This is a genomic window from Streptomyces sp. NPDC028314, assembly GCF_055565795.1.
The window spans coordinates 129,648-149,400 of record NZ_JBVHTP010000014.1; the positions used below are offsets into that span (position 1 = coordinate 129,648).

20 protein-coding genes are annotated in these 19,753 nt (G+C 73.0%); 11 read left to right on the forward strand and 9 right to left on the reverse strand.

What is annotated here, in order from left to right; all coding sequences use genetic code 11:
* Positions 1 to 70: 70 nt before the first annotated feature.
* Positions 71 to 1,504, forward strand: a complete 1,434-nt coding sequence (locus tag ACZ4TG_RS29175) for an alpha,alpha-trehalose-phosphate synthase (UDP-forming) (RefSeq protein WP_468168001.1) — start codon at positions 71 to 73, stop codon at positions 1,502 to 1,504.
* A gap of 57 nt (positions 1,505 to 1,561) precedes the next feature.
* Here the strand turns inward: ACZ4TG_RS29175 and otsB are convergent, their stop codons facing one another.
* The 3 genes from otsB to ACZ4TG_RS29190 are packed head-to-tail and all read right to left on the reverse strand — an operon-like array spanning position 1,562 to position 4,031.
* Positions 1,562 to 2,413 (reverse strand): trehalose-phosphatase, encoded by an 852-nt coding sequence (gene otsB, locus ACZ4TG_RS29180; protein ID WP_468168004.1) that lies wholly within the window; start codon positions 2,411 to 2,413, stop codon positions 1,562 to 1,564.
* A 33-nt stretch (positions 2,414 to 2,446) separates the two neighbouring features.
* Positions 2,447 to 2,683, reverse strand: coding sequence for a DUF3263 domain-containing protein (locus ACZ4TG_RS29185; protein WP_468168007.1), 237 nt, complete (start codon positions 2,681 to 2,683; stop codon positions 2,447 to 2,449).
* Positions 2,684 to 2,726: 43 nt separating this feature from the next.
* Positions 2,727 to 4,031 (reverse strand): extracellular solute-binding protein, encoded by a 1,305-nt coding sequence (locus ACZ4TG_RS29190; RefSeq protein ID WP_468168010.1) that lies wholly within the window; start codon positions 4,029 to 4,031, stop codon positions 2,727 to 2,729.
* A gap of 210 nt (positions 4,032 to 4,241) precedes the next feature.
* Between ACZ4TG_RS29190 and ACZ4TG_RS29195 the strand changes: the two genes are divergently transcribed.
* The 3 genes from ACZ4TG_RS29195 (at position 4,242) to ACZ4TG_RS29205 (ending at position 7,347) form a co-directional block, all read left to right on the forward strand.
* Complete coding sequence (locus ACZ4TG_RS29195; protein WP_468168303.1) at positions 4,242 to 5,174, forward strand: ROK family protein; 933 nt, start codon at positions 4,242 to 4,244, stop codon at positions 5,172 to 5,174.
* Complete coding sequence (gene nagA, locus ACZ4TG_RS29200; RefSeq protein ID WP_468168012.1) at positions 5,174 to 6,325, forward strand: N-acetylglucosamine-6-phosphate deacetylase; 1,152 nt, start codon at positions 5,174 to 5,176, stop codon at positions 6,323 to 6,325. The genes ACZ4TG_RS29195 and nagA overlap by 1 nt, the downstream gene beginning before the upstream one ends.
* Positions 6,326 to 6,426: 101 nt before the next feature.
* Complete coding sequence (locus tag ACZ4TG_RS29205) at positions 6,427 to 7,347, forward strand: 1-phosphofructokinase family hexose kinase (RefSeq protein WP_468168015.1); 921 nt, start codon at positions 6,427 to 6,429, stop codon at positions 7,345 to 7,347.
* A 92-nt stretch (positions 7,348 to 7,439) separates the two neighbouring features.
* Here the strand turns inward: ACZ4TG_RS29205 and ACZ4TG_RS29210 are convergent, their stop codons facing one another.
* Positions 7,440 to 8,489 carry a CBM35 domain-containing protein gene (locus tag ACZ4TG_RS29210; protein ID WP_468168018.1) on the reverse strand — a complete coding sequence of 350 codons (1,050 nt, stop codon included), beginning with the start codon at positions 8,487 to 8,489 and terminating at the stop codon, positions 7,440 to 7,442.
* Positions 8,490 to 8,557: 68 nt separating this feature from the next.
* A complete protein-coding gene (gene cdgB, locus ACZ4TG_RS29215) occupies positions 8,558 to 10,243 on the reverse strand; it encodes a diguanylate cyclase CdgB (protein ID WP_468168020.1) in 1,686 nt (561 codons plus the stop codon).
* A 314-nt stretch (positions 10,244 to 10,557) separates the two neighbouring features.
* On the opposite strand from cdgB, the gene ACZ4TG_RS29220 reads away from it, so the two are divergent.
* Positions 10,558 to 11,127 carry a flavin reductase family protein gene (locus ACZ4TG_RS29220; protein ID WP_468168023.1) on the forward strand — a complete coding sequence of 190 codons (570 nt, stop codon included), beginning with the start codon at positions 10,558 to 10,560 and terminating at the stop codon, positions 11,125 to 11,127.
* Positions 11,128 to 11,232: 105 nt separating this feature from the next.
* Here ACZ4TG_RS29220 and arfB read toward each other — a convergent pair whose 3' ends face one another.
* Entirely contained in the window at positions 11,233 to 11,667 is a 435-nt protein-coding gene (gene arfB / locus ACZ4TG_RS29225; protein ID WP_468168306.1) for an alternative ribosome rescue aminoacyl-tRNA hydrolase ArfB, read from the reverse strand.
* Between the two features lie 178 nt (positions 11,668 to 11,845).
* Between arfB and ACZ4TG_RS29230 the strand changes: the two genes are divergently transcribed.
* Both ACZ4TG_RS29230 and ACZ4TG_RS29235 read left to right on the forward strand, forming a co-directional pair.
* Positions 11,846 to 12,421 carry a TerD family protein gene (locus ACZ4TG_RS29230; protein WP_468168026.1) on the forward strand — a complete coding sequence of 192 codons (576 nt, stop codon included), beginning with the start codon at positions 11,846 to 11,848 and terminating at the stop codon, positions 12,419 to 12,421.
* Between the two features lie 71 nt (positions 12,422 to 12,492).
* The gene (locus ACZ4TG_RS29235; RefSeq protein ID WP_468168029.1) at positions 12,493 to 13,020 is read left to right on the forward strand and encodes a GNAT family N-acetyltransferase; all 528 of its coding nucleotides are present in this window, start codon (positions 12,493 to 12,495) and stop codon (positions 13,018 to 13,020) included.
* On the opposite strand, the gene ACZ4TG_RS29240 is transcribed toward ACZ4TG_RS29235, so the two are convergent.
* Complete coding sequence (locus tag ACZ4TG_RS29240) at positions 13,017 to 14,417, reverse strand: M1 family metallopeptidase (RefSeq protein WP_468168309.1); 1,401 nt, start codon at positions 14,415 to 14,417, stop codon at positions 13,017 to 13,019. The genes ACZ4TG_RS29235 and ACZ4TG_RS29240 overlap by 4 nt on opposite strands.
* Positions 14,418 to 14,484: 67 nt before the next feature.
* Entirely contained in the window at positions 14,485 to 15,063 is a 579-nt protein-coding gene (locus ACZ4TG_RS29245) for a GlcG/HbpS family heme-binding protein (RefSeq protein ID WP_468168032.1), read from the reverse strand.
* Positions 15,064 to 15,412: 349 nt separating this feature from the next.
* Here ACZ4TG_RS29245 and ACZ4TG_RS29250 point away from each other — a divergent pair, with 349 nt between their 5' ends.
* From ACZ4TG_RS29250 to ACZ4TG_RS29265, 4 genes are all read left to right on the forward strand, one after another.
* Positions 15,413 to 16,531 (forward strand): sensor histidine kinase, encoded by a 1,119-nt coding sequence (locus tag ACZ4TG_RS29250; protein ID WP_468168312.1) that lies wholly within the window; start codon positions 15,413 to 15,415, stop codon positions 16,529 to 16,531.
* Positions 16,528 to 17,151 carry a response regulator gene (locus ACZ4TG_RS29255; protein ID WP_468168035.1) on the forward strand — a complete coding sequence of 208 codons (624 nt, stop codon included), beginning with the start codon at positions 16,528 to 16,530 and terminating at the stop codon, positions 17,149 to 17,151. Before ACZ4TG_RS29250 ends, ACZ4TG_RS29255 begins: the two co-directional genes overlap by 4 nt.
* Positions 17,152 to 17,317: 166 nt before the next feature.
* Complete coding sequence (locus ACZ4TG_RS29260; RefSeq protein ID WP_468168038.1) at positions 17,318 to 18,424, forward strand: M4 family metallopeptidase; 1,107 nt, start codon at positions 17,318 to 17,320, stop codon at positions 18,422 to 18,424.
* A gap of 65 nt (positions 18,425 to 18,489) precedes the next feature.
* Positions 18,490 to 18,993, forward strand: a complete 504-nt coding sequence (locus ACZ4TG_RS29265; RefSeq protein ID WP_468168041.1) for a hypothetical protein — start codon at positions 18,490 to 18,492, stop codon at positions 18,991 to 18,993.
* Between the two features lie 61 nt (positions 18,994 to 19,054).
* Here ACZ4TG_RS29265 and ACZ4TG_RS29270 read toward each other — a convergent pair whose 3' ends face one another.
* On the reverse strand, positions 19,055 to 19,729 hold the full coding sequence (locus ACZ4TG_RS29270) for a pentapeptide repeat-containing protein (RefSeq protein ID WP_468168044.1): 675 nt from the start codon (positions 19,727 to 19,729) through the stop codon (positions 19,055 to 19,057).
* Positions 19,730 to 19,753 lie beyond the last annotated feature (24 nt).

Here is a 19,753-nt window from a genome sequence, read left to right on the forward strand (position 1 = left end):
CCGGGGGCACCTTCCAGCGGTAGCCGGGGGAGGACGTTTGAGCGGGGACCGGCCGGGCTAGGTTGGCCGCATGTCCTCACAGGTACTCGTAGCGGCGAACCGCGGCCCCCTCTCGTACGCCCTCGCCGACGACGGCACCCTCAGCGCCCGGCGCGGCGGGGGCGGTCTCGTCTCCGGTCTCTCCGCGGCCCTCGCGCAGCAGCCCGACGCGGTGTGGATCTGCGCGGCGCTCTCGGACGCGGACCGGGAGGCGGTCCGCCAGGGCGTGTCCGAGCCGGGTGTCCGGATGCTGGACATCGATCCCGCGGTGTACGACGCCGCGTACAACGGCATCGCCAACTCGGTGCTCTGGTTCACCCACCACCACCTCTACGACATCCCGCGCGAGCCGGTCTTCGACGCGGAGTTCCGCCGACTGTGGGAGGCGTACGGCGCCTACAACAAGGCCTTCGCGGAGGCGCTCGCGCAGGAGGCGGGCGAGGGCGCGTCCGTGCTGGTGCAGGACTACCACCTGGCGCTGGTGCCCGGCATGCTGCGCATCCTCCGGCCCGACCTGCGGATCTCCCACTTCACGCACACCCCGTGGGCCTCCCCCGAGTACCTGCGCATCCTCCCCCAGTACGTGGTCGAGGAGCTGGCGTGGGGCATGCTCGGCGCGGACCTGCTGGGCTTCCACACCGAGGAGTGGGCCGACGCCTTCCTGGGGGCCATGGAGATCGACGACGCGTGGGGGCGGGCCCGGGCCCACGGGTCGCAGGTCGACCACCGCCGGTACTCGATCTGGCCGCAGCGCAGCACGGCGGTACGGGTCTTCCCGCTGGGGGTGGACGGCGACGAGCTGCGGGCGCTGGCCCACCGGCCGGAGGTGGACGACAAGCTGGCCGCGCTGCGGGCGGAGGTCGGCGACCGCAAGACGATCGTCCGGGTGGACCGGACGGAGCTGTCGAAGAACATCGTGCGCGGCCTGCACGCGTACCGGGAGCTGCTGACGACCTACCCGCAGTGGCAGGGCAAGGTGATCCACCTGGCGTCGGCCTACCCGTCCCGGCAGGACCTGGCGGTGTACCGGGACTACACGGCGGCGGTCGCCCGGCTGGCGGAGGAGATCAACGCGGAGTTCGGCACGGAGGACTGGCAGCCGGTGCTGGTCTCGGTGGAGGACGACTTCGCGCGCTCCCTGGCCTCGTACCGGCTGGCCGACGTGGCGCTGGTCAACCCGGTGCGGGACGGGATGAACCTGGTGGCGAAGGAGATCCCGGTGGTGTCGGAGCGGGGCTGCGTGCTGGTCCTGTCGACCGGGGCGGGGGCGTACGGGGAGCTCCGCGAGGACGCGGTGACGGTGAACCCGTACGACGTGACGCAGACGGCGGAGGCCCTGTACAAGGCCCTGACCATGCCGAAGTCGGAGCGTGCGGAACGCACCAAGCGGCTCGCCGCCGCCGCCACGGCCCTCCCGCCGGCCCACTGGTTCACGACCCAGCTGGCGACCCTGCGCGAGGAGTAGCGGCCGGGGCCGGCCCTGGTCGGGCCGGCCCTGGTCGGACAGCGCTCAGGAACGCGCTCAGGAACGCAGCGCGGCGGCGAGGGCGGCCAGGAAGGCGGCCACCTCGCCCGGTCCCGCCAGGACCAGGTCGGCGCGGGAGGCCAGCTCCTGCACCTCGGTGCCGCTGCACACCAGCAGCCCGGGCAGTCCGTCGGCCCGCCGCTTCTCGACGGCGGCGTACGCGGCCAGGTCCCCGAGGTCGTCCCCGGCGTACAGCACCGCCTCGGCCTGCACCTCCGCGAGGTACTCGGTCAGCGCGACGCCCTTGTCCATCCCCGGCGGCCGCAGCTCCAGCACGGCCCGGCCCGGCTCCACCATCAGCCCGTGCCTGGCCGCCAGCTCCGCCAGCGGCTCCCGCAGCGCGGCGAAGGCCCGCTCCGGGTCGGCGGCACGCCGGGTGTGGACGGCCAGCGCCTGGCCCTTCTCCTCGATCCAGGTGCCGCGCCAGGCCCCGATCGACTCCAGGAACCCCGGCAGCTCGGCCCGTACGGCCGCCACCCCGGGGTGCTCGGCGGGCGCGTGGACGATGCCGGTGACGGCGTCCCACCGCTCGGCCCCGTAGTGCCCCAGCACCACCAGGTGCTCCAGCCCCGGGACCCCGGCGAAGCCCCCGTACCGGACGGCGACCCCGGCGGGCCGGCCGGTGATGACGGCCACGGCCGCCACCTCGGGCGCGAGCTGCGAGAGCGCCGGGACGGCGTCCGGGTGGGCGCGCGCCTGGTCGGGGTCCGGGACGATGTCGGCGAGGGTGCCGTCGAAGTCGAGGGCGACGACGGACTTCCGGGGTGCGCGGAGGAGGGCTTCCAGTCCCTCGCGTCCGGCAGCGGTGGCGGGCACGGGCATCGGCAGATCGTGCGGATGGCTCCCCATACGGACGACCCTAACGGTCCCGCCGTACGAGGGCTATCGCCGGGCCCGCTGGGCTTCGCGGATCCGGCGGAGCCGGTTGACGGTGCCCGGGGCGTGCTCCAGCGCCCGTGGATCGTCCATCAAGGCGTTGAGCAGCTGGTAGTACCGGACGGGGGCCATCCCCAGTCCTTCGCGAATGGCCCGCTCCTTGGCGCCGGGCCCCGTCCAGGTACGTCCTTCGTACGCGAGCACGGCGGCCTCGGTGGCCGTCAACCGCCCGTCGTCCGTCATACGGCCAGATTAACGCCGACCACCGACACCGCCCCCGAGGGCCTCAGCGGTCGCCGTCGGCCTTGCGCGCCGCCGTCGCGATGTCGCCCAGCACCTTCTCGGGCTGGCCGCCCGGCTGGACCACCTTGCCGATGTTCTGCTTCACGTCCTCGCTGACGCCCGCCCAGGACTTCTTGCCGGCCGGGTAGAGCTTGGAGCTCGGCAGGGCCGCCAGGAAGGTCTTCAGCTGCGGGGTGGAGCCGCCGTTGCCGGCCTGCATGGCCCGGTAGCCGCTGGTGGTGACGGGCAGCAGGTCGTACTTGTTGGTGAAGGCCGTCACGTTCTTGGCCTCGTACAGGTAGTCCAGGAACTGCCCGGACTCCTTCTTGTGGCCGTTCTTGAAGGCCATCACCCAGTCCGCGACGCCCATCGCGGAGTGGTCGGCGCCGTCGACGGTGGGCATCGGCACCATGCCGAACTTCACGCCCTTCGCGGCCGCCTGCTTGACCAGCGTCGGGTGGCCGTTGAGCATGCCCACCTCGCCGCGGCTGAAGGCGTCGAAGGCGGCCTGCCGGTCGAGCTTGCCCGGTTCGACGGAGCCGGTCAGGCCCTGGCCGACCATCTTGTCGCGCAGGAACTCCAGGCTCTTGACGTTCTCCGCGGAGTCGATCGCGTAGTTCTCCTCGTTGTCGGTGTAGCCGCCACCGCCCGAGAGCATCCACATCATCGTCTCGGCCTGCGCCTCCTCGCGGCCCAGCGGCAGCGCGAAGGGGGTGGGGACGCCGGCGCCCTTGAGCTTCTTGGCGGCCGCCTCCAGGTCCGCCCAGCTCTTCGGCTGCCAGCCGCCCTTGGCGTCCTTGGGGAGCACGCCCGCGTCGGTCAGCAGCTTCTCGTTGTAGAAGAGCAGCCGGGTGCTGGCCACGAAGGGCATCCCGTACTGGACCCGCTTGACCTTGCCCGCGTCCGCGAGCGGGCCGAGGAAGTCGGCCTCGGTCTGCACGGAGAGCAGTTCGTCGACGGTGTAGAGCTTGTTCGCCTCGGCGTAGTCGGCGTAGGCGCCGATCTGCGCGATGTCGGGGGCCTTCTTGGCCTTCACCATCTCGGCGACCTTGGCGTCGACCTCGGTCCAGGAGTAGACGCTGACCTCGACCTTGATGCCGGGGTGGTCCTTCTGGAAGTTCGCGGCGAGGTCCTTCCAGTACGCCGCCGACGAGTTCTGCGGATTGTCGCCGTAGTCGGCCGCCACGACCCGGAGGGTCACCTCGTTGTCCCCGGAGAGCGCCGACACGGTTCCGCAGCCCGTCAGCGTCGCGGTGGTCAGGCACAGCACGGCCCCGGTCGCGGCCAGGCTCAGGTAACGGCCCTTCACAGTTCTCGATCCACCCCTTGTTGTACGTACGATTCGACGTAAGGTCTACACCACTTTGGCGACTCCTCCACATCGGAAGGCACCGCGCGCGCGGACCGTGTCCGGACCGTTGCCGGACCGGGGCTCCCATTTTGTATGGCAGCTCAACAATCCTCCTCATTGGACTAGACCTTTGCCTCCTGAGCACGCGAGACTGTCTCTGTGAAACCCGTGAAACACGTCATCGCCCTCGATGTGGGCGGCACCGGGATGAAGGCCGCCCTCATCGCCCCGGAAGGCACCCTGCTGCACGAGGCGCGCCGCGCCACCGGCCGCGAGCGGGGCGCCGAAGCCGTCGTCGAGACGATCCTGGACTTCGCCGCCGACCTGCTGGAGCTGGGCCGCGAACGCTTCGGCACGGCCGCCTCGGCCGCCGGGGTGGCCGTGCCCGGCATCGTCGACGCCGAGAACGGGATCGCCGTGTACGCGGCGAACCTGGGCTGGCGCGACGTACCGATGCGCGAGCTGCTCAGCAGGCGCCTCGGCGGCATCCCGGTGGCCCTCGGCCACGACGTGCGCACGGGCGGGCTCGCCGAAGGCCGCATCGGCGCGGGCCGGGGCGCCGACCGCTTCCTGTTCATCCCGCTCGGCACCGGCATCGCCGGCGCCATCGGCATCGCGGGCCGCATCGAGGCGGGCGCGCACGGCTACGCGGGCGAGATCGGCCACATCGTGGTCCGCCCCGGCGGCCCCGCCTGCGGCTGCGGCCAGCACGGCTGCCTGGAGACCCTCGCCTCCGCCTCCGCCGTCAGCCGCGCCTGGGCCGCCGCCTCCGGCGACCCCGGGGCCGACGCCGCCGACTGTGCCAAGGCCGTCGAGTCGGGCGACGTACGCGCCCGTGAGGTGTGGCTGTCCGCCATCGGCGCCCTCGCCGACGGGCTGGTCACCGCGATCACCCTGCTGGACCCGCGCACGCTGATCGTCGGTGGCGGGCTCGCGGAGGCCGGGGAAACCTTGTTCACACCACTTCGGACGGCCGTGGAGGAGCGCGTGACGTTCCAGCGGCTGCCCGAGATCGTTCCGGCGGCCCTCGGGGACACCGCCGGATGCCTGGGCGCGGGTCTGCTCGCCTGGGACCTACTCGCCACGGAGGTACCTGCCTGATGTCCGGAAGCGCACACAGCACCGTTCTCTCCGGCGCCAAGGTGGTGCTGCCCACCGGGACCGTGGCGAACGGCCGCGTCATCGTCGACGGCGACCGCATCGCGGGCGCCGCCCGCGAGGACGCCCGCGCCGTCGACCTGACCGGGCACTGGATCGTTCCCGGCTTCGTGGACATGCACAACCACGGCGGCGGCGGCGCCTCCTTCACCTCCGGCAGCGCCGAAGAGGTCCTCAAGGGCGTACGGACCCACCGCGAGCACGGCACCACCACCCTGATCGCCTCCACCGTCACCGGCGACCTCGACGAACTGGCCCGCCGCGCGGCGCTGCTCGCCGAGCTGACCCAGCAGGGCGAGATCGCGGGCATCCACTTCGAGGGCCCCTTCATCAACCCCTGCCGCAAGGGCGCGCACAAGGAGGACCTGCTCCGCGACCCCGATCCGGCCGAGGTCCGCAAGCTGGTCGACGCCGCGCACGGCGCCGCCCGGATGTTCACCCTCGCCACCGAACTGCCGGGCGGGCTGGACTCCGTACGGCTGCTCGCGGAGCACGGGGTCATCGCCGCGATCGGGCACACGGACTCCACGTACGACCAGACGCGCCAGGCCATCGACGCGGGCGCGACCGTGGCCACCCACCTCTACAACGCCATGCCCGGCCTGGAGCACCGCGCCCCGGGCCCCATCGCGGCGCTGCTGGAGGACGAGCGGGTCACCGTCGAGCTCATCAACGACGGCACGCACCTGCACCCCGCGATGCTGGAACTGGCCTTCCACCACGCGGGCGCCCACCGCGTCGCGCTGATCACCGACGCCATGGACGCGGCCGGCTTCGGCGACGGCACCTACCACCTCGGGCCGCTGGAGGTCGAGGTCAAGGACGGTGTGGCCCGGCTCGTGGAGGGCGGCTCGATCGCCGGTTCCACCCTGACCCTGGACACCGCCTTCAAGCGGTCGGTGACGGTCGACAAGCTCCCCGTCGAGTCCGTGGTCCAGGCGATCTCCGCCAATCCGGCCAAGCTCCTCGGCCTGTACGACCAGGTCGGCTCGCTGGAACCCGGCAAGTACGCCGACCTGGTCGTCCTGGACGCCGAGTTCGACGTCAAGGGCGTCATGCGGCGCGGCGAATGGATCGTCAGCCCGCTTCGCTGAGCGCCCGATCGGCGTACCGGCAGCGGCGGCCGGCCCTCGGGACTGGGCGGGCCGCCGACTGTTTGGCATGATCCCGGCATCCACCGAGACCGGGGCTGGCCATGATCCTCACCGTGACGCTCAATACCGCACTCGACGTCACCTACCGGGTGCCGCGACTGCGCCCGCACACCTCGCACCGGGTCGCCGGTGTCACCGAACGCCCGGGCGGCAAGGGCATCAACGTCGCCCGCGTCCTCGCGGCGCTCGGCCACGAGGTCACCGCGACCGGCTTCGCGGGCGGCCCGGTGGGCGCGGTCGTACGCGGCCTCCTGGCGGACTCCCCGGGCGTGGTGGACGCCCTCGTCCCCTGCGCGGACGCCACCCGGCGCACGGTGGCCGTCGTCGACGAAGCCTCGGGCGACACCACCCAGTTCAACGAACCCGGCCCGCAGATCACTCCCGCCGAATGGGCCCGGTTCCTGTCCCGCTACGCCGAACTCCTGCCCGGCGCGAGCGCCGTGGCCCTGTGCGGCAGCCTCCCGCCGGGCGTGCCGGTGGGCGCGTACGCGGTCCTCGTACGGACGGCCCGCGCGGCCGGGGTCCCCGTCCTGCTGGACACCAGCGGGGAGGCCCTGCGCCGCGGCATCGCCGCCCGCCCCGAGATGATCAAGCCGAACGCCGCCGAGCTGGCCGAACTGACCGGCTCCCGCGACCCGCTGCCCGCCACCCGCGACGCCCGCCGCCGCGGCGCCCACGCGGTGGTCACCTCGCTCGGCCCGGGCGGGCTGCTCGCCGCCACCGCCGACGGCACCTGGCAGGCCGCCCCGCCCCGCGCACTGAGCGGCAACCCCACCGGGGCCGGCGACTCCGCGGTGGCGGGCCTGCTGTCGGGGCTGGCCGAGGGCCTGGACTGGCCGGGCCGCCTCACGCGCGCCGTCGCCCTCTCGGCGGCCACCGTCCACGCCCCGGCGGCGGGCGAGTTCGACGCGCCCACCTACGAGGAACTGCGGCACAGCATCTCGGTCCTGAGCAGCGGTTAGGCACCGCCCGGGCGAGCCCGCGCCGGCCCCGCGACGCACGAACGGGGCGCCACCCGAGTGGCGCCCCGCTTCACCGCACGTCCCGCGTCCCGTCAGCGCTTGAGGTGACCCCGGCCCAGGTCGAGCGTGTCGAAGATCGCGTCGCACTGGTTGCCGGGCTCGCACGAGATCTTCATCGTGTTGGAGCCCTTCTTCAGGTTGATGTACGCGTAGGTGCGGGTCCAGCCCTTGTCCCAGGCGCCGGCTTCGGCCTTGGCGAAGTTCGCCAGGTTCAGCGTCTGGTTCGGGCTCTGCCCGTTGACCGTCAGGGTCGCCTTCGCGTCCTTGCCGGGCACCGCGTAGTTCACGAAGAGCGTGTACTCACCGGCCTCCGGCAGGTCCACCGTCCAGGTCAGCGCGGCGCCGCTCTGGTTGAAGGCGCCCACGTACTGGCCGTCGGAGCTCTTCGACCCCTGGACGGTGCTCTGCAGCTGCGCGCCGCCCGTCAGGGTCATGCCCGCGCCGGCCGCGTCGCCCTTGGGCAGCGGGGACTGCGAGGGCTCCGGCGAACCGCTCGGCTGGGGAGCCGGGGAGTTCGGGTTCGGCTGGACGGGCTGCTGGGACTGCTGGCCGTTCGCCTGGCCCTTGTCGTCCTTGTCCTTGCCCTTGTCGCCGAAGGCCAGGGCCGCGCCGATCCCGATCGCGACGGCGGCGACCACGGCGACCGCCGCGATCAGCAGCCCGCGCCGGCTGGAGCCCCCGCCGCCGTGCCCGCCGTGCCCGCCCGGGGCGTGGGCCGGCTGGCTGTGCGGCTGCGCGGGCTGGTGCTGCGGCGGAACGCCGTAGCCGCCCGCGTGCAAGGCCTCGGGGGCCTGGTACTGGGCCTGGTAGGACTGCGGCGGCTGCTGCTGCGGCACCTGCCCGCGCTGGCCGCCGTACGTCCGCTCGCCGACCGTACGCACCTGGTTGTACGAGGTCCGGGGGACGCCGGGCTGCGTGCCGGGCTGACCACCGGCCGTCGGGCCGGGGTAGCCGTATCCACCGCCCGATGCGGGCGGGGTGGCTCCGGCGGCCTGGCCGTCCGCGTAGAGGTAGCCGAACGGGTCGTCGTCCTCGGGCTGGTTCGCCCCACTGTTCGGGCCGTTGTTCGCGGGCGTCGTCATCGCAGGTCACTCCTTTCGACCCACGGGAGCCTACCCCGAACACGTGCGCCCACGAGCGGCCGATCGTCTCAGCCGGCCCGGCGGTGCGCCTTGGAACGGGACCTTTTCTCGATGTACATCCGCTGGTCGGCGGAGCGCAGCACCTCGTCCGCCGACATCCCGCAGCTGGCCCAGCCGATGCCGAAACTGGCCCCGACACGCACCGCCCGGCCGTCCACCCGGATCGGCGGGATGATCGCGTTCCGCAGCCGGACGGCCAGGTCGGCGGCGTCGGCCGCCCCCAGCCCGTCCGCGAGGACGACGAACTCGTCACCACCCAGCCGAGCGACGGTGTCACCGTCCCTGACGCAGGTCGTCAGCCGCCGGGCGACCTCGATCAGGACCGCGTCGCCCGTGTGGTGCCCGAAGCGGTCGTTGATCGACTTGAACCCGTCGAGGTCGCAGAAGAGCACCGCGAGCCCCTTCGTACCGTCGTCGATGTCCGTGGCGGGCGCGACCGCGTGCACGTGGTGGTCGTACGGGCCGGCCTCGCCGCCGGCCGTCGCGGGCGTGCCCGGGAACTCGAAGGGGTCCGGGAACCCGTCGGGCTGAAAGCCGTGCTCGGCGGCACCACCCGCCTCGGGCCGTCCCTCGAAGGCCGCGTCCAGCGCCTCCACGGCAGTGGCGCGTACGGACTGCGGCCTGCGACAGAGCCGCGCCCCGAGGCGGGAGCGCAGCTCGGCGCTGTTGGGCAGGCCGGTCAGCGAGTCGTGGCTGGCCCGGTGCGCGAGCTGGAGCTCGTGCCGCTTGCGCTCCTCGATGTCCTCGACGTGCGTGAGCAGGAAGCGGGGGCCGTCGGCCGCGTCGGCCACCACGGAATTGCGCAGCGAGACCCATACGTACGTCCCGTCGCGCCGCCCCAGCCGCAGCTCGGCCCGGCCGCCCTCGGCGGAGGTGCGCAGGAGGGTCCCGATGTCCTCGGGGTGCACGAGGTCGGAGAAGGAGTAGCGGCGCAGCACCGAGGCCGGGCGGCCCAGCAGCCGGCACAGCGCGTCGTTGGTGCGCAGCAGCCGGCCGTGCTGGTCGCCGCCCATCTCCGCGATGGCCATGCCGCTGGGCGCGTACTCGAACGCCTGGCGGAAGGACTCCTCGCTGGCGCGCAGCGCCTGCTGTTCTCTTTCCAGCCGTACGAGGGCCCGCTGCATGTTCGCGCGCAGCCGTGCGTTGCTGATGGCAATCGCCGCCTGGAAGGCGTACATCTGGAGCGCCTCGCGCCCCCACGCGCCGGGGCGGCGCCCGTTGCGCGGTCTGTCCACCGAAATGACACCCAGAAGTTCCCCGCCGGCCGCATACATGGGGGCGTAGAGCCGGTCCTCGGGATGCCACTCGTCCTCGAAGCGCGGATCGGGCCCGTCGGTGTGCCACTGGGGGACGTCGTCCTCCATCAGGACCCAGCCCTCGGTGTGCGGGATGAAGCGGAGCCCGTCCCAGTTCTCACCCATCGCCAGGCGGCGTTCCCAGGCGGGCCGGGAGCCGACCCGACCGGTGATCAGAGCCTCGGCGGCGGGGTCGCCCGCGAAGGCGGCGACGACCAGATCCCCGTCAGGGCGTACGAGGTTGACACAGGCGAGCTCGTAGCCGAGGCCCACGACGATGCCGTCCACGACGGTCTGCAGAGTGTCCGCCAGGCTGCGGGCCGTGTTGAGCTCGGCCACCACCCGGTGCAGCTGCCGCAGGGTCGCAAGACGGACGTACGGCTCCGACTCGGTCTCCATTGCTCGCTCTCCCCGAGACCTCGACAGCAACTCCAGGTTTGTCATCGGCGTTTCGTTGCGGTGTCCCGTCCACTGAATCACAGTGAGCTGTGCGGCAGGTACACAGGGTCAACAAATCTTGCTCTCTGTGACTCAAGTCACATGAGATGAATAACGGGGCCCAGGCGGCCGGTCACAGGCCCTGTGCCGACTGGGAGCGCTCCCCCTCATTCCCGGGAGCAAACGATACGCCCAGGCCTAGGCCAAGGGGCGGGGACACGGCTCGGACCAGGGTCCGATGTGCGGCGCGGGAGAGCGAGACTAGCGTTCCTGCCGTGCCGAAAACGACCGCCGTACCCGACTCCCCGTCCGTGACCCCGCATGCTGAGGGGGTGAGCAACGACGACTTCCGGGCCGCCATGTCCCGGCTGGCGGCGGGCGTGTGCCTGATCACCGCGCACGAGCCGGCCCTGACGGACGGCGGACCCCGGGGCGAGGACGCCGGCATGACGGCGACCGCCTTCATGTCCGTGTCCATGGACCCGCCGCTGGTCCTGGTGAGCCTGCGCGAGGGCTCCCGCATGGACGACCTGCTGGCGGAGCAGCCGCTGTGGGCGGTCTCGGTCCTCGCGGACAGCCAGGTCCAGGTCGCGGGCCGGTTCGCGATGAAGGGCCGGATCAGCGACCGGCTGCTGTTCGAGGGCCTCCCGCAGGCCCGCGGGCCCGTCTCCGGGGCCCTGCTCCTCACCGACGCCGTGGCCACCCTGGAGTGCCGCACGGAATCCCGCGTGGAGGCCGGCGACCACACCCTGGTGATCGGCCGCGTCCTCGCGACCGCCTTCCCGCGCCCGGAGGCCCCGCCGCTGCTGTACTTCCGCGGGCGCTACCGCCACCTGAGCGCTTAGCGGGGCCGGGCCTGGAGCCGGGCTGCCCGGGGCGTGAGGGCCGGGGTCCGATGCGGGCTGCCGGGCGCGTGAGGGCCGGGGGCCGCGGGGGCCGGGAGTCCCGGGCTACCAGTCGCGGCCGGTCCGGCCCCGCTTGGTCTCGGCCCGGGCCTTCTTCTCCCGCAGCCGGCGCTCGTTGATCCCCCGCGGGATCTTCGTCGCCCGGCGGGCCTTCGGCGGCGGCGCCGTGGCCTCCGCCAGCAGCGCGGCCAGCCGTACGAGCGCCATCTCGCGGTTGCGGAACTGCGACCGGTGCTCGGAAGCCCGCACCGTCACCACCCCGTCCACCAGCCGCGAGGCGAGCCGCTCCAGCGCCCGCTCCTTCCACACGTCCGGCAGCGCCTTGGTCGCCGCCAGGTCGAACAGCAGCTCCACGCGCGAGTCCGAGGTGTTCACGTGCTGCCCACCCGGCCCGGAGGAACGCGAGAACCGCCAGCCGAGCTCCCCCTCGGGCAGCACGACCGAACCACGAATGACATAGGGACCAGGCATGCCCCCTATGATCCGTGCCCGCCCCGTCCCCGTCACCCACATTTCGCCGCGGGCATCCGCCCGGGCCGAGCCGGACGAAGCCCGCCGAAAGCCGTGGAACCTACCGCCCCCCTCCCCGCGTTATGGAGGTCAGCGGTAACTTGGCCACATCTCGCGGTCATGTGACGAGGAAGGGACACCAGTCAAAATGGCAGTAAGCCTGTCCAAGGGCGGCAACGTCTCGCTTTCGAAGGAGGCCCCCGGCCTCAGCGCCGTCACGGTCGGCCTCGGCTGGGACACCCGCACCACCACCGGCGTCGACTTCGACCTGGACGCCTCCGCCATCGCGGTCAACGCCACGGGCAAGGTCGTCTCCGACGGCCACTTCGTGTTCTTCAACAACAAGTCCACCCCGGACCAGACCATCGTCCACACCGGTGACAACCGCACCGGCGAGGGCGCGGGCGACGACGAGGCCATCAACGTCAACCTGGCCGGCCTCCCCGCCGACGTCGACAAGATCGTCTTCCCGGTCTCGATCTACGACGCCGAAACCCGCAGCCAGAACTTCGGCCAGGTCCGCAACGCGTACATCCGCGTCGTGAACCAGGCCGGCGGCGCCGAGATCGCCCGCTACGACCTCTCCGAGGACGCGGCGACCGAGACCGCCATGGTCTTCGGCGAGCTCTACCGCAACGGCGCCGAGTGGAAGTTCCGCGCGGTCGGCCAGGGCTACGCCTCCGGCCTGACCGGCATCGCCCAGGACTTCGGCGTCAACGTCTGATCTCCTCGGTATCACCGCTGGTGAAGCCCCCTCCCGCCGTTGCGGGAGGGGGCTTCGCTACCGTTCGCCAGGTGATCCTGCAACCGCTCGTCCCCGTGGACGGTGCCCTACCGGGCCCGGTCCTCACCGAGATCGCCACGCTCTACGCGACCAACCACGCGTTCTTCGAGCTCAGCGGCGACTTCCCCGACCCGGCCCGCATCACGGTCGAACAGGTCGCGGCGGCCCTGGCCGACGAACTCGCCCACGAGGGCGCCGAAGTCCTGATGGCCCGTTCCGCGGGCCGTCTCGTCGGCGTGGCCGCCACGCTCGCCCACCACCCCGACCCGGCCTCCGGTGATCCGGACCCCTGGATCGGCCTCCTCCTCGTCGACGCGACCGCGCACCGCGAGGGATACGGCCGCACCCTCGCCGGCCTGGTCGAGGACCGCTTCCGCGCGGCAGGACGCGCGGCCGTGCGGATCGCCGTACTCGACAACAACCCGGGCGCCCTGGCGTTCTGGCAGGCCCAGGGCTACGTCCCCCTGCGCCAGGCCGCCGACCGCGAGGGGGGCCGCCCCTGCACGGTCCTGCGCAAGGTCCTCCGGGGCGCCGACTAGCCCTTCGGGCGGCCTTCCCCGTACAGCCACACGTCCCAGACCGCCTTCAGGTCGTGGCCCGTCTTCTCCTGCGCGTAGGCGGTGAAGTCGGCCGTGCTCGCGTTGCCGTGCCGGTGGTCGGCGGCCCATCCGCGCAGCAGGGCGAAGAACTTCTCGTCGCCCACCTCCTGCCGGATCCGGTGGAGCACCATCGCGCCCCGGTAGTACACCGGGTCCGCCGAGATGTCCTTGACCGTGGGCGGGGCGGCCGGCGGGAAGGCGGCCCAGTCGGAGCCGGCCTCCTCGTCGACCGACTCGTCGCCGGCGAGGAAGGCCTCGAACCGTTTCTGCGCGCTGACGCCGCCGTGCTCCTCGGCCCACAGCCACTCCGCGTACGTGGCGAAGCCCTCGTTGAGCCACATGTCCTTCCAGGACTTCGGCGACACCGAGTCGCCGAACCACTGGTGGGCCAGCTCGTGCAGGATCAGTTCCTCGTCGGGCGCACCGGAGTAGACGGGTTTGGTCTGGGTCTCCAGCGCGTAGGTCAGGGTCCCGTCGGGCACCACGATCGTGCCGACGGTACCGAAGGGGTACGGGCCGAACCTTCCGGACGCCCATTCCACGATCTCCGGGATCCGGGCCAGCGCGGCCGCGCTCCCCGGCGCCTCGCCCGGGGCCACGGCGTTGTAGACGCCCACCCCGGAGGGCGTGCGGCCGGTGGACACCTTGAACTTCCCGACGGCGGCGGTCGCCAGGTAGCTCGCCATCGGCTCCGGGCTGTGCCACGCGAACTCGGTCTGCCCGTCGCCGGTCTCGGTGCGGGAGCGCAGTTCGCCGTTGGACACGGCCTCGTAGCCGTGCGGCACGGTGAGCTTGATGTCGTAGGTGGCCTTGTCGGCGGGGTGGTGGTTGCCGGGGAACCAGCCCATCGACCCGACCGGTTCACCGACCGCGACGGAACCGTCGTCGGTGGTGATCCAGCCCTCCTTGGAGCCGTCCGGATCGGTCAGCGCCTTCGGCGTCCCGGTGTAGTCGACCTCGGTACGGAACACCTCGCCCTTCTTCAGGTCCTCGGGCGGGCGCACCGTGAGCTCGTTGCCGGTGCGGTTGAAGCGGGCCGCCTCGCCCTGGACGGTGACCCCCTCGACGCGCAGGCCGGCGAAGTCGAGGTTGAAGGAGCTGAGCCCCTGCTCCGCGCGGGCGGTGATGACGGCCGTGCCGTTCAGCTCCCCGTCCGCGGGGTCGTAGGCCAGGTCGAGGTCGTAGTGGTCGACCTGGTAGCCGCCGTTTCCGGCCTTGGGAAAGTACGGGTCGCGGAGCCCGGACGCACCGGGCCGCCCCTCCACGGTGGCGCCCGTACAGCCCGTGGTGAGGGCGAGCAGGGCGGCAACGGCAGGGGCGGCGAGGCGGGAGAGCATGCGGTGGTCCACGCGTTCGATCCTAAGCCGGGGCTCCGGCCGGAGGCGGTCACGTGGACCGGGGGTGTCAGTGTCCGAGGGAGTCCACGCCGGCCTTGGCGAACTTCTCGTCCAGGTCACCGCTCGGGGCGCCGGCCACGCCGATGCCCGCGACCGGGGCGCCGTTGGCCTGCACCGGGGCGCCGCCGCCGAGGAAGAGGGTGCCGGGGATGTCCTTCAGGTTCGGGGTCTGGGCGAGGCGGCCGACCAGCACGGAGGTCGGGGCGTTCCAGGACACGGCGGTGAACGCCTTGCGCTCCGCCGACTCGTAGGACTGCGGGCCCGCGCCGTCGCCGCGCAGGGTGACGATGGTGTTGCCGTTGCGGTCGACGACGGCGACCGTCACCTTCTGGCCCTCCTTCCCGGCGGCCTGGAGCGCGGCCTGGGCGGCGCGGGTGGCGGCGTCGACGGTGAGGTGCGTCGTGGTGGTGAAGTTCTTGTCGTTCTTGTCGTCGTCCTTCTTCGAGGAAGCGGCCGGCGCGGCGGCGGACGCGGCCGCCGGGGCGGACTCGGCCTGCGCGGCGCTCGCGCTGACGGCACCGAAGGTCCCGGCGCCGATCGCGACGGCGAGAGCGGTACCGGTGAGAACGCGGGTGCGGGTGTTCATGTCTGCTCCTGGATGCGTCGGGCTCGTTTCCTGCTGCTCCAAGCCTCGGCCCGCCACCGCGCCCCACCCGTCGCCGTACCGGCTCGCGACGGCCACCGCACCGGTTGACCCCGGGGTCAACCGATCGGTCGATGCGCACCGGGTACGGGGGCGGATTGGCTGGTCAGCGCACGTCCGCGCCGACGGCACCGGTGACGCGCAGGCCGACGCGGGCGCCGACCCGGGCGCCGAGCCGGATGCCGACGCGCCAGGATGGACGTACGCACCGCACCCGCCCAGCAGCACCCCAGGAGCACCCGTGAGCCACGCACCGCCGCGGAACCCCGACACCCGCGCCCTGGCCACCGTCATGCACACGGCGTTCTTCCTGCTCCTGGGCGCCTCCCTGGCCCGCTTCCTGCTCCGCCACCCCGGCGAACCCCGCACCCCGTGGATCATCGCCCTCAGCGTCACCCTCGCGCTGCTGTACGTACTCGGCCCCGCCCTCGGCGCCGCGCCCACCCTGCGGCGCCTCCTGTGGCTCGGACTGGTCGTGGCCACCTGGGTGGTCCTCGTCGTCCTCGCGCCGAGCTTCGCGTGGTGCGCCGTACCGCTCTTCTACACGGCGCTGCGCACCCTGCCGCCCCGTGCGGCGATCGTCCTCGTGGCCCTGCTCACCGTGTTCGTGGTGGCGGCCCAGCTCAAGCTGTCCCAGGCCTTCGACCCGAACCTGCTGCTGGCCCCGCCCGCCGTCGCCGCGCTCGCCACGGCCGTCTTCGTCCACATGGAGCGCCAGACGCAGGCCCAGCGCGCGCTGATCGACGACCTGATCCGGACCCGCCGGGAACTCGCCGCCACCGAGCGCCGCGAAGGCACCCTCGCCGAGCGCCAGCGGCTGTCGATGGAGATCCACGACACGCTGGCCCAGCACCTGTCCAGCCAGCAGATGCTGCTCCAGGCCGCCGACCGCACCTGGGACAGCGACCCGGCCACCGCCCGCTCCCACGTGCGCACCGCCACCGACATCGCCGCCCGCGGCCTGGCGGAGGCCCGCCGGCTGGTCCACGACCTGGCACCGCCCGAGCTGGCGGGCGGCGCCGGCCTCGTCGACGCCCTGCGCGCGCTGGGCGCGGGCCCGGACATCGAGGTCCGCTTCCACCTGGAGGGCAGCCCGGCGCCGCTGCCCGACCGGGCGGAGTCGGCGCTCCTGCGCATCGCCCAGGGCGCGCTGGCCAACGTCCGCGAGCACTCGGGGGCCCGTACCGCCGCCCTCACCCTCAGCTTCCTGGGCGACCAGGTGGTCCTGGACGTCGCGGACGACGGCCACGGCTTCACGGAGTCCCCGGCGGCCGCTCCCGGCAACCGCGGGCACGGCCTCCCGGCGATACGCGCCCGCGTCAGCCAGCTCGGCGGCAGCCTGACCGTCGAATCCACCCCGGGCGAGGGCACCGTCCTCTCGGCCTCGATCCCCCTGGAGCCCACGGGATGACGACCACGATCCTGCTCTGCGACGACCACGTGGTGGTCCGCGCCGGCCTGCTGGCCCTGCTCGGCAGCGAGCCCGACATCGAGGTGCTCGGCGAGGCGGGCAGCGGCGAGGAAGCCGTCGCCCTGGCCGCCAAACTCCGCCCGGACGTGGTCCTGATGGACCTCCAGCTGGGCGAGGGCATCGACGGCGTCGAGGCCACCCGCCGCATCACCGCGCTGCCCGGCCCCCCGCACGTCCTGGTCCTGACCACGTACGACACGGACGCGGACATCACCCGGGCGATCGGGGCGGGCGCCACGGGGTACCTCCTCAAGGCGGAACGCCCCGAGGAGCTCTTCGCCGCGATCCACTCCGCGGCGGCGGGCCGCACCACGCTCTCCGCGCCGGTCGCCAGCCGCGTGATGGCCCACATGCGCGGCAGCCGCCCCACCCTGACGGACCGTGAGCTGGACATCCTGGGCCAGCTGGCCCGCGGCCTCGGCAACCGCGACATCGCCCGCGCCCTGTTCATCAGCGAGGCCACGGTCAAGACCCACCTGGGCCGCATCTACGACAAGCTCGGCGTCGACACCCGCGCGGGCGCCGTCTCGGTGGCCAAGGAACAACGCCTCCTCCCCTGACCCCTCCGCGCCCCCGCGCAGCGGCCGGTACCCGTCGGGTTCCGGACACCCGGCCCCCGTCTTCGGACAACCGCACGCGGATCCCTGTCATAGACCTGCCAAACACCCCCACCCAATGGCACGCTCACCGCGCCGCCACCCCGGCCACCCCAAAGGAGCAGCCCGAGTGACCACCCTCACCCGCCTCGCCGTACTCCTCGGTACCGCCGCCGCCCTCACCGCCCTCACGGCGGCCACCACCGCCGCCACCGCCGCCCCCGGGCCCGCGGGAGCCGCCCCCACCCCCGCGACCGGGACGGGCCGCAGCCAATACGCCGGCACCGTCCCCCTCTCCACCACCTTCACCGGCACCGCGTACACCCTGCGCGACCCCTCCCGCGGCGACCAGCGCACCCTCGACGCCCTCAACCAGACCACCACCCCCGGCATCCTCTTCACCGATGCCGACAACATCTGGGGCACCGGCTCCAGCAGCGGCGCCACCCCCGCCGCCCGCCAGACGGCCGCCGCCGACGTCCACTACGGCACCGCCGTGACCTGGGACTTCTACCAGGCGGCCTTCGGCCGTGCCGGCGTACGCGGCGACGGCGTCGGCACCACCTCCCGCGTCCACTACGGCACCAACTCCGGCAACGCCTTCTGGGACGGCAGCTGCGCCTGCGTCAGCTACGGGGACGGCGCCACCCCAGGCCGCCCGCCCACCAGCCTCGACGTCGTCGGCCACGAACTCGCCCACGGCCTCACCGCCTCCACCGCCGGCCTCGGCTACTCCGGCGAACCCGGCGCGCTCAACGAGGGCACCTCCGACATCCTGGCCACCGCCGGGGAGTTCTTCGCCGACAACAAGACCGACATCGGCGACTACCTCCTGGGCGAACGCGCCTTCGACGGCCCGCCCCGCCGCATGGACCGCCCCAGCGCCGACGGCACCTCCCGCGACTACTGGTCCCGCGACATCGGCAGCATCGGCCCGCACGCCGCCTCCGGTCCCGCCCGGCACTTCTACTACCTGCTCTCCGAAGGCAGCGGCCCCAAGGTGATCAACGGAGTCTCCTACGACTCCCCCACCCACGACGGCTCCAAGCTCCTCGGCATCGGCCGCGACAAGGCCACCCTCATCTGGTACCGGGCGCTGACCCAGTACATGACCTCCACCACGAACTACGCCCGCGCCCGCACCGCCACCCTCCAGGCCGCCTCCGCCCTCTACGGCGCCGGCAGCGTGGAGGTCGGCCGGGTGGCCGCCGCCTGGACCGCGGTCAACGTCCGCTGATCCACCGCCGGGCCCGGCCGGGGCCCCGGCGCCGGGGGAGGCGCACCCGTGACACCATCGGGTACGTGCTCGACATCGGCTACTCCCTCTCCCGGCGCTTCCCGGACCCCCCGCAGACCGACTACCGCTCGGCGGACGTCCACACCCTGCGCCACGACCTGTTCTGCGGGGACGTCTACCTCGCCGACACCGACGCGGACCGGGAAGTGTCCACAGCCTGGGGATGGGTTCCCGTACTGGACTTCGCCTGGGCACTGTGCGACATCGTCGAGCAGCTCGACCAGGATCCCCGGGGCAGCCGCTCCGCCAACCGCCAGTACGCCGAACTCGACTTCACCGAGTCCAGCGACCGGATGCTCTTCGAGCGCCGCTTCGGCTGGGTCGACATCGAGGCCGACTGGATGCCGGCGGAGGAGGACCCGCTGACCTTCACCCACCGCCTGCTGCGCCGCGAGGCCCGCGACTTCCTGCACGACCTGATCGCGGACCTCGTCGACATGCACGAGGGCCTCGCCGACAACCCGGTCATCTGGACGCTCCAGTCCCGCTTCCCCCGGGTCCCGGCCTAAGCACCGACACCGACAACGGCACCGGCACCGGCACCGGCACCGGCCACGCACCGACCGATCCCTACGGAACCACCCGCACCCCCAGCTGCGCCGCCAGCGCCGGGGCCAGGTCGAACAGCTGCGCCGGGCTGATCACCGCCCCGGCCAGCGCCTCCACCCCCCGCGCGATCCCCAGCTCCACGGCCTCCCGCAGATCCACGTCCGTCATCCGCGCCCCGGTGAAATCCGCCCCGCGCAGCGTGCAGTCCCGGAACTCCACCCGCTCCAGCACCGCGCCCGCGAAGTCCGGCTCCACCAGCACGCACCCCTCGAAGACCACGTCCTTGAGCCGCGCCTTCCGCAGGTTCAGGTAGTCGACCTTCCCGCCGCGTACGACGACCCGCTCCAGCACCGCCCCGTGCAGCTGGACCCCGCCCAGCCGGGCCTCCACCAGCTCCACGTCCCGCAGCGAGGCGCCCGACAGGTCCGTCCCCACTCCCCGCACCCCCTCCAGCACCGAGTCCAGGAACCGGGCCTTCGCCAGCCCCGCCTCGTCCAGCGCGCACCGCCGCAGCGCGCAGTCCATGAACCGCGCCCCCACCCCCTCCTGCCCCGCCAGGTCCAGGTCCGCGAACTCCAGCCCGTCGTAATCCCCGTCGGGCTCCAGCCCGCCGCCCTCCCACACCGCCAGCTCCGGCAGCCGCACCTGCGGCCGCCGCGCCGCCTTCACCGTCTGCGCCTGCCCTTTTCGCACCATTCCCCCATCGTGACCCACGGCACT

What these genes read in the sequence shown, in the direction of transcription:
- ACZ4TG_RS29175 (WP_468168001.1), top strand. Translation starts at nt 71, where the DNA reads ATGTCCTCACAGGTACTCGTAGCGGCGAACCGCGGCCCCCTCTCGTAC.
- otsB (WP_468168004.1), bottom strand. Translation starts at nt 2,413, where the DNA reads ATGGGGAGCCATCCGCACGATCTGCCGATGCCCGTGCCCGCCACCGCT.
- ACZ4TG_RS29185 (WP_468168007.1), bottom strand. Translation starts at nt 2,683, where the DNA reads ATGACGGACGACGGGCGGTTGACGGCCACCGAGGCCGCCGTGCTCGCG.
- nagA (WP_468168012.1), top strand. Translation starts at nt 5,174, where the DNA reads ATGTCCGGAAGCGCACACAGCACCGTTCTCTCCGGCGCCAAGGTGGTG.
- ACZ4TG_RS29205 (WP_468168015.1), top strand. Translation starts at nt 6,427, where the DNA reads ATGATCCTCACCGTGACGCTCAATACCGCACTCGACGTCACCTACCGG.
- ACZ4TG_RS29210 (WP_468168018.1), bottom strand. Translation starts at nt 8,489, where the DNA reads ATGACGACGCCCGCGAACAACGGCCCGAACAGTGGGGCGAACCAGCCC.
- cdgB (WP_468168020.1), bottom strand. Translation starts at nt 10,243, where the DNA reads ATGGAGACCGAGTCGGAGCCGTACGTCCGTCTTGCGACCCTGCGGCAG.
- ACZ4TG_RS29230 (WP_468168026.1), top strand. Translation starts at nt 11,846, where the DNA reads ATGGCAGTAAGCCTGTCCAAGGGCGGCAACGTCTCGCTTTCGAAGGAG.
- ACZ4TG_RS29240 (WP_468168309.1), bottom strand. Translation starts at nt 14,417, where the DNA reads ATGCTCTCCCGCCTCGCCGCCCCTGCCGTTGCCGCCCTGCTCGCCCTC.
- ACZ4TG_RS29245 (WP_468168032.1), bottom strand. Translation starts at nt 15,063, where the DNA reads ATGAACACCCGCACCCGCGTTCTCACCGGTACCGCTCTCGCCGTCGCG.
- ACZ4TG_RS29250 (WP_468168312.1), top strand. Translation starts at nt 15,413, where the DNA reads ATGCACACGGCGTTCTTCCTGCTCCTGGGCGCCTCCCTGGCCCGCTTC.
- ACZ4TG_RS29255 (WP_468168035.1), top strand. Translation starts at nt 16,528, where the DNA reads ATGACGACCACGATCCTGCTCTGCGACGACCACGTGGTGGTCCGCGCC.
- ACZ4TG_RS29270 (WP_468168044.1), bottom strand. Translation starts at nt 19,729, where the DNA reads ATGGTGCGAAAAGGGCAGGCGCAGACGGTGAAGGCGGCGCGGCGGCCG.